Annotated in this window: 15 protein-coding genes; 6 read left to right on the forward strand and 9 right to left on the reverse strand. The window is 76.1% G+C overall.

The annotated features are described in order from the left end of the window. Window positions 1-36: 36 nt before the first annotated feature. Window positions 37-1,491, reverse strand: coding sequence for a DUF2252 domain-containing protein (locus ACFC0B_RS10825; RefSeq protein WP_376084687.1), 1,455 nt, complete (start codon window positions 1,489-1,491; stop codon window positions 37-39). A 185-nt stretch (window positions 1,492-1,676) separates the two neighbouring features. On the opposite strand from ACFC0B_RS10825, the gene ACFC0B_RS10830 reads away from it, so the two are divergent. Next, on the forward strand, window positions 1,677-2,063 hold the full coding sequence (locus ACFC0B_RS10830) for a DUF2809 domain-containing protein (protein ID WP_376084689.1): 387 nt from the start codon (window positions 1,677-1,679) through the stop codon (window positions 2,061-2,063). Between the two features lie 51 nt (window positions 2,064-2,114). On the opposite strand, the gene ACFC0B_RS10835 is transcribed toward ACFC0B_RS10830, so the two are convergent. Further along, entirely contained in the window at window positions 2,115-2,897 is a 783-nt protein-coding gene (locus tag ACFC0B_RS10835) for an SGNH/GDSL hydrolase family protein (RefSeq protein ID WP_376084690.1), read from the reverse strand. Window positions 2,898-3,203: 306 nt separating this feature from the next. On the opposite strand from ACFC0B_RS10835, the gene ddaH reads away from it, so the two are divergent. After that, the gene (gene ddaH, locus ACFC0B_RS10840; protein ID WP_376084692.1) at window positions 3,204-4,031 is read left to right on the forward strand and encodes a dimethylargininase; all 828 of its coding nucleotides are present in this window, start codon (window positions 3,204-3,206) and stop codon (window positions 4,029-4,031) included. A gap of 27 nt (window positions 4,032-4,058) precedes the next feature. On the opposite strand, the gene ACFC0B_RS10845 is transcribed toward ddaH, so the two are convergent. From ACFC0B_RS10845 to ACFC0B_RS10865, 5 genes are all read right to left on the reverse strand, one after another. Continuing rightward, complete coding sequence (locus ACFC0B_RS10845) at window positions 4,059-4,736, reverse strand: lactate utilization protein C (protein ID WP_376084694.1); 678 nt, start codon at window positions 4,734-4,736, stop codon at window positions 4,059-4,061. Then, on the reverse strand, window positions 4,733-6,160 hold the full coding sequence (locus ACFC0B_RS10850; RefSeq protein WP_376084696.1) for a lactate utilization protein B: 1,428 nt from the start codon (window positions 6,158-6,160) through the stop codon (window positions 4,733-4,735). Before ACFC0B_RS10850 ends, ACFC0B_RS10845 begins: the two co-directional genes overlap by 4 nt. After that, window positions 6,157-6,906 (reverse strand): (Fe-S)-binding protein, encoded by a 750-nt coding sequence (locus ACFC0B_RS10855; protein WP_376084698.1) that lies wholly within the window; start codon window positions 6,904-6,906, stop codon window positions 6,157-6,159. Before ACFC0B_RS10855 ends, ACFC0B_RS10850 begins: the two co-directional genes overlap by 4 nt. Window positions 6,907-7,227: 321 nt before the next feature. Beyond that, window positions 7,228-8,442, reverse strand: a complete 1,215-nt coding sequence (locus ACFC0B_RS10860; protein ID WP_376084700.1) for a globin domain-containing protein — start codon at window positions 8,440-8,442, stop codon at window positions 7,228-7,230. Between the two features lie 164 nt (window positions 8,443-8,606). Then, window positions 8,607-9,086, reverse strand: coding sequence for an RrF2 family transcriptional regulator (locus ACFC0B_RS10865; protein ID WP_376084702.1), 480 nt, complete (start codon window positions 9,084-9,086; stop codon window positions 8,607-8,609). A 398-nt stretch (window positions 9,087-9,484) separates the two neighbouring features. Here ACFC0B_RS10865 and ACFC0B_RS10870 point away from each other — a divergent pair, with 398 nt between their 5' ends. The 3 genes from ACFC0B_RS10870 to ACFC0B_RS10880 all read left to right on the forward strand — a co-directional run bounded on the left by ACFC0B_RS10870 (window position 9,485) and on the right by ACFC0B_RS10880 (window position 12,680). Then, complete coding sequence (locus ACFC0B_RS10870; protein ID WP_376084704.1) at window positions 9,485-11,281, forward strand: hypothetical protein; 1,797 nt, start codon at window positions 9,485-9,487, stop codon at window positions 11,279-11,281. Then, window positions 11,278-11,703, forward strand: coding sequence for a hypothetical protein (locus tag ACFC0B_RS10875; protein WP_376084706.1), 426 nt, complete (start codon window positions 11,278-11,280; stop codon window positions 11,701-11,703). The genes ACFC0B_RS10870 and ACFC0B_RS10875 overlap by 4 nt, the downstream gene beginning before the upstream one ends. Before the next feature lie 134 nt (window positions 11,704-11,837). Continuing rightward, window positions 11,838-12,680, forward strand: coding sequence for an SAM-dependent methyltransferase (locus ACFC0B_RS10880; RefSeq protein ID WP_376084708.1), 843 nt, complete (start codon window positions 11,838-11,840; stop codon window positions 12,678-12,680). 66 nt (window positions 12,681-12,746) lie between these two features. Here the strand turns inward: ACFC0B_RS10880 and ACFC0B_RS10885 are convergent, their stop codons facing one another. Further along, on the reverse strand, window positions 12,747-13,646 hold the full coding sequence (locus tag ACFC0B_RS10885; RefSeq protein WP_376084710.1) for a PaaX family transcriptional regulator C-terminal domain-containing protein: 900 nt from the start codon (window positions 13,644-13,646) through the stop codon (window positions 12,747-12,749). Window positions 13,647-14,111: 465 nt separating this feature from the next. On the opposite strand from ACFC0B_RS10885, the gene ACFC0B_RS10890 reads away from it, so the two are divergent. Next, window positions 14,112-15,779, forward strand: coding sequence for a beta-propeller fold lactonase family protein (locus ACFC0B_RS10890; RefSeq protein ID WP_376084712.1), 1,668 nt, complete (start codon window positions 14,112-14,114; stop codon window positions 15,777-15,779). Window positions 15,780-15,850: 71 nt separating this feature from the next. Here ACFC0B_RS10890 and ACFC0B_RS10895 read toward each other — a convergent pair whose 3' ends face one another. Next, the gene (locus tag ACFC0B_RS10895) at window positions 15,851-17,038 is read right to left on the reverse strand and encodes a GNAT family N-acetyltransferase (RefSeq protein ID WP_376084714.1); all 1,188 of its coding nucleotides are present in this window, start codon (window positions 17,036-17,038) and stop codon (window positions 15,851-15,853) included. Window positions 17,039-17,240: the final 202 nt, after the last annotated feature.

Here is a 17,240-nt window from a genome sequence, read left to right on the forward strand (position 1 = left end):
GCCGGGCCCGGTGCGTCCGGGCCCGGCCGGGTCGGTTCAGACGCCGTGCTCGGCCGGCAGCCGGCCCGCCCGGATTGCCGCCACCAGGTCGGCATGGTCGGCCTCGGTGCGGTCCGCGTACGCCACCGCGAACGCCGCCACCGCCTCGTCCAGCGCCTCGTTCTTGCCGCAGTAGCCGGTGATCACCCCCGGGTCGGCGGTGTGCGCGTGGGCGCGGGCGAGCAGCGCACCGGTGATCCGGGCGTAGTCGTCCAGCTGGGCGGGCAGCAGCGCCGCCGGGTCCACACTGCCCTTGCGGTTGCGGAACTGCCGCACCTGGTAGGGGAGCCCGTCCACCGTCGTCCAGCCCAGCAGGGTGTCGCTGACCACCTGCATCCGCTTCTGGCCGAGCACCACCCGGCGGCCCTCGTGGCTGTCCGGCGCCGTCACCGGGTACCCCGCCCGGGCCAGGTACGGCAGCAGCACCGACGGCCTGGCCTCCTTCACCTGGAGCACCAGCGGCTGCTCGCGGTGGTCGGTCAGCAGCACGACGTACGAGCGGGTGCCGACGCTGCCGGTGCCCACCACGCGGAACGCCACGTCCTGCACCCGGTGGCGGGCCAGCAGCGGGTGCAGCTCGGCGGGCACCGTGCGCACGTACGGGCCGAGCGCGGTGGCGACCGCCGCGGCCGTGGCGTCCGTCACCTCGCCGAGCACCGGGGGCGCGGCGGTGAACCGCCAACCGCCCTCCTCGGAGCGGACGGTGGACTTGGCGGCGAAGCGCGCGCCGGTGTTGCCGAGCGCCTTGGCGCCCACCTTCTCCAGCACCTCGGCCAGGTCGTGCGCCTGGGCGAAGGAGACCAGCTGGTCGTCCGCGACGGCGTTCCAGGCGTCCAGCGCCGACAGCTTGGCCAGCGTGCGCATGGTGCGGCGGTACGCCCCGACCGCGTCGAAGGCGGCCCGGCGGGCGGTGGCCTCGTCCGCGCCGATCTCCCGGCCGGCCAGCACCAGGCTCGCGGCGAGGCGCTTGACGTCCCACTCCCACGGGCCGGGCACGGTCTCGTCGAAGTCGTTGATGTCCATCACGAGCCGGCCGCGGGCGTCGCCGTACAGGCCGAAGTTGGCGGCGTGCGCGTCGCCGCAGAGCTGGGCGACGGTGCCGCTGGTCGGCGTCCCGGCGAGGTCGGCGGCCATCAGTCCGGCCGAGCCGCGCAGGAAGGCGAACGGGGTGGCGGCCATCCGGCCGAGCCGGATCGGCACCAGCTCGGCGAGGCGGCCCGCGTTGGAGGCCTCGATCGCCTCGACGGCGGTCGGACGGTCGGCGGCCGGGGCGAACTCGGCGTGCCGCTCGCGCGGGCTGCGGTCGCGCAGGGCCTTGCCGCGCGCACGGGCGCCGCCGTCCCGGCCCGGGGCGAACCCCTCGACGGTGAACCGCCGCCCGGGCTCCGGACCGGCCCACGCCACGTCCGCCGGTATTCCGGACCCGATCGCCGTCTCGGTCAGCTGCGTCACTGCGCCCCGCCCTGTTCTGAAGTCGTTCCCGCCCGCGGCCTGCGCGGACCCGGCCCCGTGCGGACCGGCCAGCAGGCTACCGGGCCGCCCGCGCGGCCCTTCGGCAGGGAGGGACGCCGGGGGGCCGCGGACGGTTCCGGGACGCGCCGCGGCGGCGGGGACGGGCGGGCGGCTAGGGTGCGGTGATGGACGATCTTCGGGGGCGGTGGGCGGTCCGGGGCCTCGCCGCGGCGGCGGCCGCGCTGAGCGTGGCGGCGGGGCTCGGTGTGCGGGCGGTGGCCGGCGGTGCGGCCGCCAAGTACGCGGGCGACGCGCTCTACACCGTGCTGCTGTACACGCTCGTGGTGCTGCTCGCGCCGCGCCTGCGGCCGTGGGCGGCGGCGGTCTGGGCGGCCGGGCTGAGCTGGGCCGTCGAACTGTTCCAGCTCACCGGCGTCCCCGACGACCTGGCCCGGCACAGCGCGCTCGCGCGGCTGGTGCTCGGCAGCACCTTCAACCCGCCGGACCTGCTCTGGTACCTCGTCGGCGCCGCCCTGGCCGCCCTCGCGCACCGGGGCGCGCGGGCGGCCTGACGCTCCGTCAGGGCGGCGTCGTCGAGAAGGGCTTCGCCGGGAACGGCCTCGTCACAGCGGCAGCAGCTCCGGCCGCTTGGCCTCGACGTGGTCGCCGGAGGACTCGCCGCGCAGCCGGCGGCCGACCCACGGCAGCAGGAACTCGCGCGCCCACTGGAGGTTCTCCCGGCGCTGCTCGGCGGAGGAGAGCACCGGGGCGGACGGCCACGGCGCCTCCGGGTCCTGCGCGGTGCGCAGGCCCAGCGAGCGGGCGGCCAGCAGGGCGACCCGCTGGTGGCCCTCGGGGGACAGGTGCAGCCGGTCCTCGCTCCACGCGCGGCGGTCCTGGACGGCCCGCAGCGACCACAGGTCGGCCACCGTGCAGCCGTGCCGGTCGGCGACCGCCCGCATGTGGCCGTTGTAGGTGGCGATCTTGCCGCGCAGGTGCTTGAGCAGCGGCACGCCGCGGGTGTCGAAGCCCGTGCAGATCAGCACCGTGCCCGCCGAGTCGGCGAGTTGGGCGACGGCGGCCTCGAACCGCTCGGCGACCTCGTCGGGGTCGCTGCCGGGCCGCAGGATGTCGTTGCCGCCGGCGCAGAAGGTCACCAGGTCCGGCTGGATGCGGCGGACCTGCGGCACCTGCTCGGCCACGACCTGGTCCAGCAGCCGGCCGCGCACCGCGAGGTTCGCGTACCGGAACCCGCCCGGCGGCCGGTCCGCGGCGAGCAGCACCGCCAGCCGGTCGGCCCAGCCGGCGAAGGCGCCGTCGGCCGCGGGGTCGTTCAGCCCCTCGGTGAAGCTGTCCCCGAGGGCGACGTACGAATTGAGGTCAAGGGTCTCCTGGAGGTTCGGCATGAAAGAGATAGTTCACCTTCTGAAGTGACCTACGCCACCGTAGGTGGCCGGTGGCGGTACGTGAGATCGGCCACGTGTTCTGGTGCGCGCCCTCGTGCGCCGGGGACGCGCGGGCGGACGCGCCGGGTGCGCGGGGGAGTTGCGCCGTCCGGTCGGCCGGCCCGGGTGTGCGAACGGTCCCGCCGGGGCAGCCGCCCTCTGGGCCGCGAGGCGCCGGTGCCGGCCGTCACCCGCGCCCCGTTCCCGACGGCCCGCGTCCGGTCCCAGTCCCGTCCCGAGCACGTTCCCGATGGCGGAGGTCGCCGCATGCCCACCCGATTCCCGGAGCGCACCGCGAGGCCGCGGCGCTACCTCATGTGCCGTCCGACGTACTTCACCGTGGAGTACGCGATCAACCCGTGGATGGACCCCTCGCAGCCGACCGACACCACGCTCGCCGTCCGCCAGTGGGAGCGGCTGCGCGCGCTGTACGAGGAGCTCGGCCACACCGTCGAGCTGATCGACCCGGTGCCCGGCCTGCCGGACATGGTGTACACGGCCAACGGCGCCACCGTGCTCGACGGCCGGGTCCTGGTCGCGACCTTCCGGCACGCCGAGCGGGCCGCCGAGTCCGAGGCCCACGAGTCCTGGTTCCGGGCCGGCGGCTACCGGGAGGTGCGGCGGGCCGCGCACGTCAACGAGGGCGAGGGGGACCACCTGCTGGTCGGCCGCCGGGTGCTGGCGGGCTCCGGCTTCCGCACCGATCCGGCCGCGCACGCCGAGACGCGGGACGTCTTCGGCCTCCAGGTGCTCAGCCTGGACCTGGTGGACCCGCGCTTCTACCACCTGGACACCGCGCTGGCCGTGCTCGCCGACGACCAGATCATGTACTACCCGGAGGCGTTCACCCCGGACAGCCAGGCGCTGTTGCGCAGCCTCTACCCGGACGCCGTCCTCGCCGAGCGGGAGGACGCCGAGGTGTTCGGCCTGAACGCGGTCTCCGACGGCCGGCGGGTGCTGCTCCCGGAGGCCGCGAAGTCCCTGGCCGCCCAACTGGCCGACGCCGGCTACGAGCCGATACCGGTCGACCTCTCCGAGCTCTTCAAGGGCGGCGGCGGCCCGAAGTGCTGCACGCTGGAGCTCCGACCCTCCTGACACCGCCCGGCGGGCGGGTGCCGGCCGTCACCCGCCCGCCGTCACCAGGACGACCTCCAGGGTGCGGGGGCCGTGCACGCCCTCGACGCGGCTGAGTTCGATGTCGCTGGTGGCGGAGGGCCCGGAGATCCAGGTCTGCGGGCGGACGGGGTCGAGGCGGGGGAGGGCCAGCGGGACGGAGGCGACCACCTGCTCGGGGGCCCGGACCACGCAGACGTGGTGGTCGGGGACGAGCGTGAGCAGGCGGCGGCCCTGGGCCGGCCCGGCGTCCAGGACGAGGGTGCCGGTCTCGGCGATCGCCAGGGCGCAGCCGGTGAGCACGCTGTCCACGGTCTCCAGCCGGGCGGCGGTGAGCGGGCCCTCGGGGCCGTCGTCCGGGAGCGCGCGGGCGCGGGTGACGCCGAGCCAGTCGGGCGGCAGGCCCGGCGGGACGGCCACCGTGCGGGTACCGCGGGCCTCGAACAGGGCGGCGAGCAGCAGCGGCAGCCGGTCGGCGGTGCAGCGGTGGACCAGGGCGCGGTAGTCGGCGAGGTTGTGCTGCAGCAGGTCGAGCAGCGCGTCGGGGTCGTCGGCGGGGACGTGGCTGCGCAGGTAGTCGCGCGGTACGGGCGGCTGCTCCTCGGGTGCGCCGGAGCGCACCGCGGCCCGGATCCGGGCGAGGACCAGGTCGCGCGAGCCGCCGGCGGCGGGTGGCGGGCTCGTCATGTGCGGTTCCTCCGCCACCAGTCGCGGAACGGTTCGGGCGGGACGGCCGGCAGCTCGCGGGTGTCGGTCCAGGCCCGGCCGGGGCCGGGGAGGCGGCGCGGGTGGAGCCGGCGGGTGCGGGCGGCGGCCCGTTCGGCGGCCCGCAGCAGGGCGGGGCGGTCGAGCACGTAGCCGGCGGCGGCCATCGCGGCGCGCTCCAGCCGGTGGCCGCGCTGCCCGGCGACCCGCTCGCGCAGGTGGACCAGCACCTCGGGGATGTCGATGGCCACCGGGCAGACCTCGTAGCAGGCCCCGCAGAGCGACGAGGCGTACGGCAGCGAGGCGTCCAACGGGGTTTTGGTGCCGCGCAGTTGGGGTGTGAGGACGGCGCCGATCGGCCCCGGGTAGACCGAGCCGTAGGCGTGTCCGCCGGCCCGTTCGTAGACGGGGCAGACGTTGAGGCAGGCCGAGCAGCGGATGCAGCGCAGGGTCTGGCGCCCGACCGGGTCGGCGAGCGCGTCGGTGCGGCCGTTGTCGAGCAGGACGAGGTGGAACTCCTCGGGCCCGTCGCCGCCCGGGCCGTCGGCGTGGGTGCCGGTCCACAGCGAGGTGTAGGGGTTCATCCGCTCGGCGGTGGCGGAGCGGGGCAGCAGTTGCAGGAAGATCTCCAGGTCCCGCCAGTCGGGCAGGACCTTCTCGATGCCGACCACCGAGATCAGGGTGCGCGGGAGGGTCAGGCACATCCGCCCGTTGCCCTCGGACTCGACGACCACCAGGGTGCCGGTCTCGGCGATCATGAAGTTGGCGCCGGAGACCGCGACCCGGGCCCGCAGGAACTTCTCCCGCAGGTGCAGCCGGGCGGCCTCGGCGAGTGCGGCGGGTTCGTCGGTGAGCCCGTCGGGGGCCGGGCGGCCCCAGTCGGCCATCCGCCGGGCGAAGATCTCCCGGATCTCGCCGCGGTTGCGGTGGATCGCCGGGACGAGCAGGTGCGAGGGGCGGTCGTCGCCCAACTGGACGATCAGCTCGGCGAGATCGGTCTCGTAGGCGCGGATGCCGGCCTCGGCGAGCGCCTCGTTGAGCCCGATCTCCTGGGTGGCCATGGACTTGACCTTGACCACCTCCCGCTCGCCGGTGGCCCGGACCAGGGTGGTGACGATCCGGTTGGCCTCGGCGGCGTCGGCGGCCCAGTGCACGGTGCCGCCGGCGGCGGTCACCCGCTCCTCCAACCGGAGGAGGTGGCGGTCGAGTTCGCGCAGGGTGCGGTCCTTGACGGCCTTGGCGGCGGCGCGCAGCTCGGCCCAGTCGGCGAGTTCGGCGACGGCGCGGGCCCGCTTCTCCCGGATGGTGCGGGTGGCGTGCCGCAGGTTGGCGCGCAGCCGCTCGTCCCGCACGGCGACGGCGGCGGCCCGCGGGAAGGGCGGCATGCCCAGGAAGGTTCCGCTCACGCCTCCGCCCGCCAGGGCTCGGCCTCGGTGCTGGCGAGGATCTCGGCGAGGTGCAGCGTCCGCAGCGGCGCGCCCCGGCGGCGCAGCGTGCCGTCGAGGTGCAGCAGGCAGGAGTTGTCGCCGCCGCACAGCACCTCGGCGCCGGTGGCCAGGGCGTTGGCGGTCTTGTCGGCGGCCATCGCGGCCGAGACCGCCGGGTTCTTGACGGCGAAGGTGCCGCCGAAGCCGCAGCACTCCTCGGCCTCGGGCAGGTCGACCAACTCCAGGCCGCGCACGGCGCGCAGCAGCCGCAGCGGGCGGTCGCCGAGGCCGAGCAGCCGCAGCCCGTGGCAGGAGGGGTGGTAGGCGACCGTGTGCGGGAACCACGCGCCGACGTCCTCGACGCCCAGCACGTCGGTGAGGAACTCGGCCAGCTCGCGCACCCGGGGCGTCAACTCGGCGACGTCCGCGGCGAGTGCGCCGCCCGCGCGGGCGGCGATCCGGGGGTGGGCGTCGCGCACCATGGCCACGCAGGAGCCGGACGGCGCCACCACGTGGTCGTAGCCGGCGAAGGCCCGGACGGTGCGGCGGACCAGCGGCTCGCAGGCCTTCCGGTACCCGCTGTTGTACTGCGGCTGGCCGCAACAGCTCTGCGCGGCCGGGAAGTCGACCTCGACGCCGAGGCGTTCCAGCAGCCGGACGGTGGCGATCGCGGTGGACGGCAGCAGCGCGTCGTTGACACAGGTGGCGAACAACGCGACGCGCAACGGTCCTCCCGTGCCTCGGTCCGGTGGTGGTATCGGTGCCGGTCGGCGTCGATCCGTGTCGGTGTCGGTCGGTGTCGACGGGGCCGGCCCGCCGGTGATCGTACCGAGCGGGGGGCCGGGGCGGCAGGGCACCACGCCGGGCGCGCCGCCCCCCCCCCCCCGGGGGCGGGGGGGGGGGCCGGCGGGGGGGGCCCCCCCCGGGGGGGGCCCCGGGGGGGGGGGGGGGGGGCCGGGCCCCCCCGGGGGGGGCCCCCCCCCCGCCCGGGGGGGGGGGGGGGCGCCCCCGGCCGGAGGTCCCGCCCCGGGGCGGGACCTCCGGGGTCAGGCGTCCTGGCCGAGCCAGAGGTCCGGGCCGAACACCTCGTAGTGGATGTCGGCGGCCGGGACGCCCGCCGTGAGGAGCTGGCCGCGGACGGCGCGCAGGAAGGGCAGCGGGCCGCAGAGGTAGGCGGTGGTGCCCGCCGGGACCTCGACCGTCGACAGGTCGACCAGACCGGTGCGCTCGGCCGGCCAGTCGCCGAGCGGCCGCTCGTAGAAGACGTGCGAGGCGGCGTTCGCCAGCTTGCCGGTCAGCTGGTTGAGGTCGGCGCGGAAGGCGTGCGACAGCTGGTCGCGGTCGCCGTGCACGGTGACGACCCGGCGGGTCGAGCCGGTGGCGGCGAGCTTCGCCAGCATCGCGGTCATCGGGGTGTTGCCGATGCCGGCCGAGGCGAGCAGCACCGGGCCGTCGCCCTCGGCGAGCGCGACGTCGCCGAACGGCGGGGCGAGGTCGAGGACGTCGCCGGCGCGCACGGTCTCGTGCAGGTGGTTGGAGACCTCGCCCGCGGGGCCGCCCGCGACCTCGGCGGTGGCGCGCTTCACGCTGAACTGGAGCGCGCCGTCCGGGGCGCCGGAGAGGCTGTACTGGCGGATCTGGTGGGCGCCGTCCGGGAGTTCGGCGCGCACCGAGACGTACTGGCCGGGCGCGGCCGGCGGCAGCGGCTTGCCGTCGGCCGGGCGGACCAGGTAGGTGGTGACGTCGTCGGTCTCCTGGTAGCGGGCGACCACGGTGTAGGGGCGCCACAGGTCGGCCGGGTCGGTGCTCTGGGCGGCGGCGGACTCCGCGCGCAGCCGGTCCTCGATGGCGATCAGCGCGTTGGCCATCAGCCAGTAGACCTCGTCCCAGGCGGCGGCGACCTCGGGGGTGACGGCCTCGCCGAGCACCTCGACGATGGCGGCGAACAGGTGCTCGTGGACGATCCGGTACTGGTCGTTGCTGATGCCGACCGAGACGTGCTTGTGGGCGATGCGGGCGAGCAGGGCGTCCGGACGGCTGTCCGGGGCGGCGATCAGTGCGGTCGCGAAGGCGGCTATCGAGCCTGCGAGCGCCTGCCGCTGGCTGCCGTTGGCCTGGTTGCCGCGGTTGAACAGGTCGCGCAGCAGCTCCGGGTGGGCGGCGAACATCTTCTCGTAGAAGAGCGGCGTGATGTCGCCGATCGCACCGCCCACGACGGGCAGGGTGGCTTCGACGACCTCGGCGGACTTGGCGGACAGCATGGGATGCGCTCCAAATTGGTATCTGAGAGTCGTATTTTCGGCCGTGCGGATGCCCGGGCCGGCGTGGGGAGGTGCGGTACTGCGGGCCGTGCGGACCTGCGGGTGGTACGGAACTGCGGGTGGTACGGAACTGCGGGTGGTGCGTCGAGGAGTGCCGGAGCGTGTCAGCCGGTGGGGCCGGCGGCGGTTCCGGGTCTCGGGGTGAGGCCCGGTCCCAGGGTGAGGTCGAGCAGGACGGGCCCGGTCGGCGCGGTCACCAGGGCGCCGACCGAGAGCGGGTCGAGGGTGGCGAAGAACGCCTCCTGCGCGGTGCGCAGTGCTCCCCGCAGCCGGCACGCCGACCGCAGCGGGCACGGCGGGTCGTCCTCGCAGCCGACCACGTCACCCACCCCTTCCAGCTCGCGCAGCAGGACTCCGAGCGAGCCGGTGCGGCCGGCCGCGGTGAGGGACAGGCCCCCGCCGTGGCCGCGCCGTGCCGTCACCACGCCCAGGTGCTGCAGCCGGCTGACCACCTTGGCGGCGTGGGTGTACGGCACGCCGACCGCCTCGGCCACCTCGCGGGTGGTCGGGTTGGCCTCCTCGTCGAGGACGGCCAGCCGCATGGCGATGCGGAGGGCGATGTCGGTGCTCTTGGTCAGCCTCACGTTCGAAAAGCTATCGAATACGACTCCAAAACTCCAATTTCCTGCACGGGTCACCCGCCGGAGCCGAACCGTTACCCGTCGGCGGGTGTCGCAGGCCGTCCAGCGGGAATGTCAACTGCTCCACCGGCCAAGCTCGTTCGCCAGAAGGCGAGCCGGGAAATGGGGGAATCGTGGACAGTGGCAACCTGCCTCCACCTCCGTCACAGGGGCCACCGCCGTCTCCGCCGCCGCGGCCCTCCACCCCGCCACCGGGGTATCCGCCGCCGGCCCCGATCCCGCTCGGACCGGTCCGGCCCCTGCCGCAGGACGCGCAGGTCCACCCGGTCCACCCGGTCCCGCCGCCGACCGCCGGGTCCGCCGTGCCGCCCCCGGCCGGGGAGCCGCCCGCCGGGCCGGCCGTGCCGGCGACGCCGGAGAACCTGCGCCGGCAGGCCGGCCCGCTCCCCGGCGACGCCACCCGCTACCTGTGCGCCGCCGCCTGGCTGGACCGGCGCTTCCGCGCGCGGCTGATCGAGGAACTCGTCGAGCACTCCTTCCGCGTCCCCGCCCCCTCGCCCGGCACCGACCTGGTCCGGGTGCTGCACGAGGCCCTCACCGCCCGCCGCTGGGAGGCCGGGACCGGCGCGCTCTGCCTGCTCGTCCTCGTCCTCGGCTCCCCGTTCTTCGGGGTGCCCACCGCCGTGCTGGCCCTCACGGTGGTCGCCCTGCTGGGACTCTTCAGCGGCGGCGGCACGGGCCGGCTGGACCATCGCCTCGGCCTGGAGGTCGAGCGGCTGGAGGTCGAGCGCCAGGAGGCCGCCCGGCGTGTTCCCCGGGGCCAGGCACGGGGCGCGAGCGGCGCCGGCCTCGCGCGGCGGCTGCTGGCGGCGGCCGGCGTGCTGCTGGCCGCCCGCCTCGTCCTGCTGGGCCACGACGAGTTCCGGATCTGGCGGGACTACGACTACCTCCCCGGACTGTCGGAGCTCACCGGGGACGGGACCGGGTTCTTCGACCCGCGCTACTTCTGGTACCTGCTGCGCGACCAGGGCGTCTCCGCCCTCCTGGTGCTCGTGCTGCTGTGGCTGGTCACCGCCGCGCTCCGCTACCGGATCCGGGTCCGCCTCGCGGCCTTCGCCGACCCGGACCCGGACGCCGTCCCGCCACCGGAGCCCCAGGGGGTCCGGACGGCCTGGCTGTACGAGCGGCTGCGCGAGCAGCAGGGCGGACCGGAGCTGCTCTACCGCCGGGAGGCGCCGCTGGTCGGCCTCGGCGTGCCCGGGAACAGCTGGCGGATGACCTTCGAACTGCGCCCCTCCGCCGCCCGGACGGCCGACGGCCGGGCCCCCGCCCCGATCGACGCCGCCACCCTCTACCGCGCCGTCGCCACCCGGGTCCGTGCGCTCGCGCACGACCCGGCCTACCCGGAGGACCCCCTGCGCGGACTCACCGTCACCGACCGGGTGTTCCGGCCCAGCCTGCGCCACGACGACCCGGACAGCTGGCTGGGCGCGATGTCCGGCCGGGACGGCGGGCAGGTCCTGCTCGAACCCGCCTGGGCGGACCTGCTGAGCCGCGCCGGGCACGAGCGGCTGCGCCACTACCTGGCGATCCGGGTGGGCTCCTGGCACGAGGAGGTGGTGGTCACCGTCCTGGTCCGGGCCACGACCCGCGGCGGGCTGCTCTACCTGGAGTGGCTGCCCTACGCGCTGGGGCCGGTGGCGCAGGCCTACCACGTGATCGACCTGCTCGGTCACCGCTCCGACCGGGAACACCTGTGGAACGCGCTCGGCTGGTCCGCGCGCTCCCTGGTGGGCGACGTCGGGATCGCGGTGGGCCAGCTCCGGGAGGTCCGGGCGTCGAGCCGGCGCGCGGCCCGGCTCGCCGCCCGCTACCGACACCTGGTCCGGTCCGGCTACGCGGTCGACTACGCGCCCCGGCTGAGCGTGCGCGAGCTCGGGGCGTCGGACGAGTTCCAGAACATCTTCCAGGCGCACGACGTGCAGCGCTTCCTCAACACCGTCACCCAGCGGGTGTTCAGCGCGGTCGGCGACGAACTGCGGGCGCGCGGCTACGACAGCGGCGCCTTCGAGAAGCAGGCCCAGAGCATCACCAACGTGAACAACGGCGGTGTCCAGGTGGTCGGCTCCACCGTGCACGGACCGGTCGCCGGCGGAGCCGGATCCCATGTCAACCTGGCGGAAGGAAAGGGAACATGACCGAACCGCCGCAGGTGCCGCCGGGCGGCAACCGCAACGACGGCGGCGTCCAGGTGGTCGGCTCCACCGTGCACGGCCACGTGGCCGGCGGCCGGGGCGCCACCGTCTCGATCGGCGCCGACGCCGCCGGGGCCGCGGGCCCGGGCGGCCCCGAGGGGCTGCGGACGGCGGCCGGGGCGCTGCGCACCGCGCTCGCCCGGCTGCGCGCCGAACAGCCGGGCGCCGTACCGGAGGCGGACGCCGAGGACGCCGACGCCGCACTCGCCCAGATCCTCGACGAGACGGCCCTCGACGAGCCCCGCGAGGGGCCGCTGCGCCGCCGGGTCCGCACGGTGGCCGACGCGCTGCGCGCGGTCGCGGTGCTGGCCGCGGCGGTGAGCGGCCTGGAGGCAGCCTTCGCGGCGCTGTTCGGGCAGAGCTGAGGCCCCGGCCGGCCGTCGTCGCCCGGGTTACGGTTACCATGCGCACCAAGGCGTTCCGCCAGTGGAGTTGGCGCGGGCGGAGCGCCGGCGGGGCGCGAACGGTACGGCAACGGGGATCGGGAAGTGGGGCGGCGATGACACGCGCTGACTGGGTGTCGGGCGAGCGGGGCGACGACGGCTGGACGGGGGTCGATCTGCGGATGGACGTCCCGCACTCGGCACGGGTGTACGACTACCTCATCGGCGGCAAGACCAACTTCGAGCCGGACCGGGCCGCCGCGCACGCCTCCGTGAAGGCCTGGCCGGCCCTGCCGACCTCGATGCGGAGCACCCGCAGCTTCATGGAGCGGGCGGTCCGCCGGCTCGCCGAACAGCACGGTGTGCGGCAGTTCCTGGACATCGGCGCGGGCATACCCACCTCGCCGAACGTGCACGAGATCGCCCAGGAGGTGGCGCCGGAGTCGCGCGTGGTGTACGTCGACAACGACCCGATCGTGCTGACCCACGCCCGCGCGCTGATGTCCAGCCGGCCCGAGGGCCGCACCGCCTACCTGGACGCCGACCTGCGGGACGTCGACGCGATCCTGGACTCGCCGCGGCTGCGCGACGTCCTGGACCTCTCCCGGCCGGTGGCGCTCTCGCTGATCGCGATCGTGCACTTCGTCCTCGACGAGGACGACCCGCAGGGCATCGTCCGGCGCCTGATGGAGCGTCTGGCGCCGGGCAGTTTCCTGGCGCTGACCGTCTTCACCGGCGACACCGACCCGGTCGGCGTCGGCGGCGTGGGCCGCGAGTACAACGCCCGGGGCATCCCGCTGCAGATCCGCGACCGGGCCGAGACGCTCGCCTTCTTCGACGGCTACGAGCTTCTGGACCCGGGCGTCACCCTGGTCCACCACTGGCACCCGGAGCCCGGCGCCGCGCCGGTCCGCGACGAGAACATCGCGATGTACGGCGGGGTGGCCGTCAAGCGCTGACCCGCCCGGCCGGTCACCGCCGCTCCCGTCCCCGCCCCCGTCCCCGTCCCGCCCCCGTCCCGGTGTTCAGGCCGTCCGCGCCTCGCCGGTGATCTCGGCCATGAGCGCGTCGTAGCGCTGGAAGAACCGGGGGCCGGGTTCGGGGGCGTCCTGCGCGGCGCGGCGCAGCAGGCGCCAGCAGTCGGCGGCGAGCGCGCGGGCCTCGGCGCCGGGCCAGGGCCGGGGGAGGAGTTCGGGCGGCAGCAGCGGGTCCGGCGCGGTCGCGCGGGTGAACTCGGCGGCCAGTTCCACGGCGATCGCGAGCTGTTCGACCCGCGTGGGCGCGCCGCCCGGGGCCGCGGCGGTCAGCCGGGCGAGGCGGTCGGCGGCGAGGGCGGCCAGCCGGCGGTGGCCCTCGGCCAGGTCGTCGAGCGGCCAGAGGCGGCGGGCCACGGCGAGCGGGTCGTCCTCGCCGCCGACGCGCAGATCGGTGCTGGTGAGCAGGGTGACGCAGTCCCGGACGCCGAGGCGGTCCAGCTCGGCCTCGACGTAGGGCTCCCAGCCGTTGGCGCTGACGTAGACCCCGCCCTGGACGGCCGCGCCGCCGAGCCGGACCAGGGTCTCCCGCAGGGCGTCCCGCGCGGCGCGGGCGGATTCGGGCACGGCGAAGGCGACGAGGTGCCAGCGGCCGTCCCACGGGGCGAGCCCGGCGTCCTGGGCGTACATGTGGCGGACGAACTCGACCTCGGGTTCCGCGGTCCGCCGGGCGTGATCGGTCTCGCGCAGCACCGCGCGCCGGCCGCGCCCCTCCTGGACGAGCAGGCCGTCGGCGGCCATCCGCTTGATGCACAGGCGCACCTGCTGGTCGGTCATCCCGAGCTCGCCCGCGACCCCGTACAGCTCACCGGCGTCGATGGTGCCGTCCGCCCGGACCATGCCCTCCACCAGGGTCCGGGTGGGCACCTCGGCCCGTCCCTCCTCGGCCATCGTCGCCGCTCCTCTCGCCCGTCGCCTCGCGGATCTCCCGCCGATGAGTGTAGTACTCCCGAAACTATCGAGATGGATACGATCGTTTTGAGAGTAATAGAAATGCGCTCTCCGAGTGCGACCGCACCGTCGACATCGCCGACACCGGGGACGGGTCGACGCGGGGCCCGTTCGTCGCGGTGGCCGCGCCGCGCCCGGTGTACGCGGACGGCTGTCTCGGCGGCCCGCGGCGCTCTGTGGCCGCTGTGGCGCCGGTGCCGGGACGGCACTGAAGGTTCGAACAGGGACCAACTGACCAGAATTGAACGGTTGGCAACAATCCCGCTCATCTCCTGACGCTTCGTCAATCAGGCTTCTACGCTTCGGGCGACCCGGCGGTCCCCCCGGGTCGCCCGCAAGCGACCGCGCACCGCCCGGTGAACCGACCGACGAACCGACCGACGAACCGACGAGTCTGGAGACCCCGTGACCACACGCCCCTCCCCGCGCCGCTCCTGGACGGCCGTGGCCGCCGTCGGCGCCGCCACGGCCGCCCTGCTCGCCCAGCCCGGCACGGCCGCCGCCGGCACCGCGGGCGCGAGCGCGGCACCGCCGCCGGCGGTCACGGCGACCGTCGCCGTCGCGCCCTACCCGGCGGGCGTCGCGCTCGCGCCGGACGGCGGGCGGGCCTATGTGACCAGCCAGAGCGAGGGCACGGTGACGGTGCTGTCCACCGCCACCGGCACGGTCACCGGGACCTTCACCGCCGGTACCGGCTCCTACGCGGTCGCCGTCGCGCCCAACGGCGCCCGCGCCTACCTCACCCACCACCTGACCGGCACGGTCAGCGTGGTGGACACCGCGACCAACGCCGTCGCCGCCACCGTCCCGGTCGGCGCGGGCGCCTTCGGCGTGGCGGTCGCCCCCGACGGCGCCCGCGCGTACGTGACCAACGCGGCGGCCGGCACGGTCAGCGTGCTCGACACCGCGACCAACACGGTCGCCGCCACCGTCCCGGTCGGCGCCGAGCCGCACGGGGTGGCGGTCGCGCCCGACGGCGCCCATGTCTACGTCGCCGCCTCCGGCGCCCAGCGGGTCGACGTGATCGACACCGCCACCGCCGCCGTGAGTTCCTCGATACCCGTCGGCCACGGCGTGTTCGGGCTCGCCCTGACCCCCGACGGCTCCGAGCTCTGGACCGGCAACGGCGGCGACTCCACGGTCAGCGCGCTGGAGGTCGCGACCGGCAAGGTCGCCGACACCGTCGAGGTCGGCGCCAACCCGTACGCCGTCGCCGTCGCCCCCGACGGCCAGTCCGTCTACGCGAGCAACTACGCCGACAACACGCTCAGCGTGCTCGACGCCGCGAGCGGCGCCGTCACCGCCACCGTCCCGGTCGGGGCGAGCCCGTTCACCCTGGCGGTGACGCCCGACAGTCGGCGCGGCTACCTGGCCGACTTCGATGGCGGCGCGGTCAGCGTCCTCGACTTCCCGCTGCCGGTGCCGGCCGTCACCGGGATCAGCCCGGCGAGCGGCCCGCAGGCCGGCGGCACGGTCGTCACCGTCACCGGCACCGACCTGGCCGGCGCGACCGCCGTGAGCTTCGGCGCCGCCGGGAACGCCGCGTCCTTCTCCTGCACCGCGACCTCGTGCACCGCGACCGCGCCGGCCGCGGCCGCCGCCGGGACGGTCGACGTGCGGGTCACCACGCCCGGCGGCACCAGCGCCGTCTCGGCCGCCGACCGGTTCGGCTACCAGGCGCCGACCGCCGACCTCGCCGTCGCGCTCGCCGCCTCCCCGGTGTCCAGCCTGTTCGGCGGACGGGTCGACTACACGCTCACCGTCACCAACCAGGGCCCCGACGCGGCCGCCGCCGTCACCGTCGGGGCCGCGCTGCCGACCGGGCTCGTCGCGACCAGCACGGACTGCACGGTCGCCGGCGGGCAGCTGACCTGCGCGCTCACCACGCCGCTGGCCGTCGGTGCGAGCGTCACCCGCCACCTCACCGTGCAGGTGAGCCAGCTCCTCAACCTCGGCCGGACCTTCACCGTCACCACCGCCCGGACGGCCGGGACCCCGGCCGACCCGGTGGCCGCCAACGACGCGGCGAGCCGGACCTGCCGGGTCGCGCTGCTGGCGATCACCTGCAGCTGAGCCGGAACCCGCCGGAGCCGCAGGGCCCGACCCCGGGGCGAGGAGTCCCGGGGTCGGGCCCGTCCCGCGCGTCAGTCCCCGGCCGGGGCGTCCGGCGCGTGCGGCGCGTCCGCCGGGGCCCGGCGGGCCGCCTTGGCCCGGTACTTGAGGCCGAGCAGCGCCCCCGGCACCCCGCGCGGCACCAGCCAGGAGACGTCCTCGCGGTCGACCGCGTCGAAGCGGTACTTGTACGGCTCGGTGCCGCGCAGGAAGTCGAAGGTGGTGAGCCCCTGGCCGGCGGCGGCCCGGATCGCCTCGGCGATCACCGCCGTGCCGAGCCGCAGCGGCGCCCAGGCCACGTCCCAGCCGATCTGGTAGTAGGCGAAGGTGTCGCGCCACTGGAAGCCGTAGAGCACGCCGACCACCTCGCCCGCCCGCTCCGCGACCAGGAACGCGGGGCCCTCGCCGCGGCCGGTGTCGGCGGCCCGCTCGATCACCCGCAGGTGCAGCGGCGCGCGGGCCTCGTCGAAGGTGGTGGGCCGGCCGAGCGCGGCCCGGCGCACCCGGTGCAGCCGGACGGCGGTGTGCAGCAGCTCGAAGCGCTCCGGGAGTTCGGACAGCGCCAGGGCGGGCGGCACCCAGCGGAAGGTGATGCCCTCGGCGGCCAGCTTGCGGCCGTAGCGGCGCAGGTTGGCCCGGAACTGCCGAGAGCCCAGCGCGTCCGGCCCGGCCGTCAGATCGGCGCGCGGGCAGGGGGTGCGGCCGATCTCCACGGCGCCGGTCGGCAGCAGGCCGGCCTGGTCCGGATCGAGGTCGGCGAGCAGCAGGGTGGTCCGCCGCCCGCGCCGGGCCAGCCAGTCGGCGACCTCGGCGCGGCGGTGCGCGGCGACGACGAAGCCGCAGTGGTCGGCGGCGCCCGGTCCGGAGCCCAGCACGGTCAGGCAGGGGACGGGCAGCGGCGCGCGCGGGTGGAGGCGCTGGACGGTGCGCAGCAGCGGGACGACGGCGTCGACCCGCCCGTCCCCGTCCCGCCACACCACGATCTCGCCCTCGTTCCCGGACGAGGCCGGGTCCGCCCCCAGCGTCTCCCACCAGGCGAGCGCCCAGTCGGGCGTGGTGAACCAGGAGCCGCCCGGTTCGCCCGCCGCCAGCTCGCGCCAGCCGTCGACCACCTCCGCCGGCAGGGCGGCCGTCCGGTACCGGACCGGTAGCGCGCCCGCACCGGCCGGTGCCGGAACGGCCGGCCTCGAACCCGCGGACCTCGGATGCGCCGTTGCCACGTCTGCTGCCCCCCAAGGCCTCTCCCGCCCCGGAGCGCCGCCGGTCGGCGGCCGGTCGCGGGCCGGTCCGTATTCTCCCGGATTCGGACCCGCCGGTGGCGCGGTTCGGGGCAACCGGGCCCCTTTTCGGCCGCCTCCTCGCGCGCCTTCTCGGCCGCCGCCGGTTCGCCGCCCGGGCGCCTCCGGTCCGCGCACGAGGCGC

This window comes from Kitasatospora sp. NPDC056184 (assembly GCF_042268405.1).
Taxonomy (GTDB): domain Bacteria; phylum Actinomycetota; class Actinomycetes; order Streptomycetales; family Streptomycetaceae; genus Kitasatospora.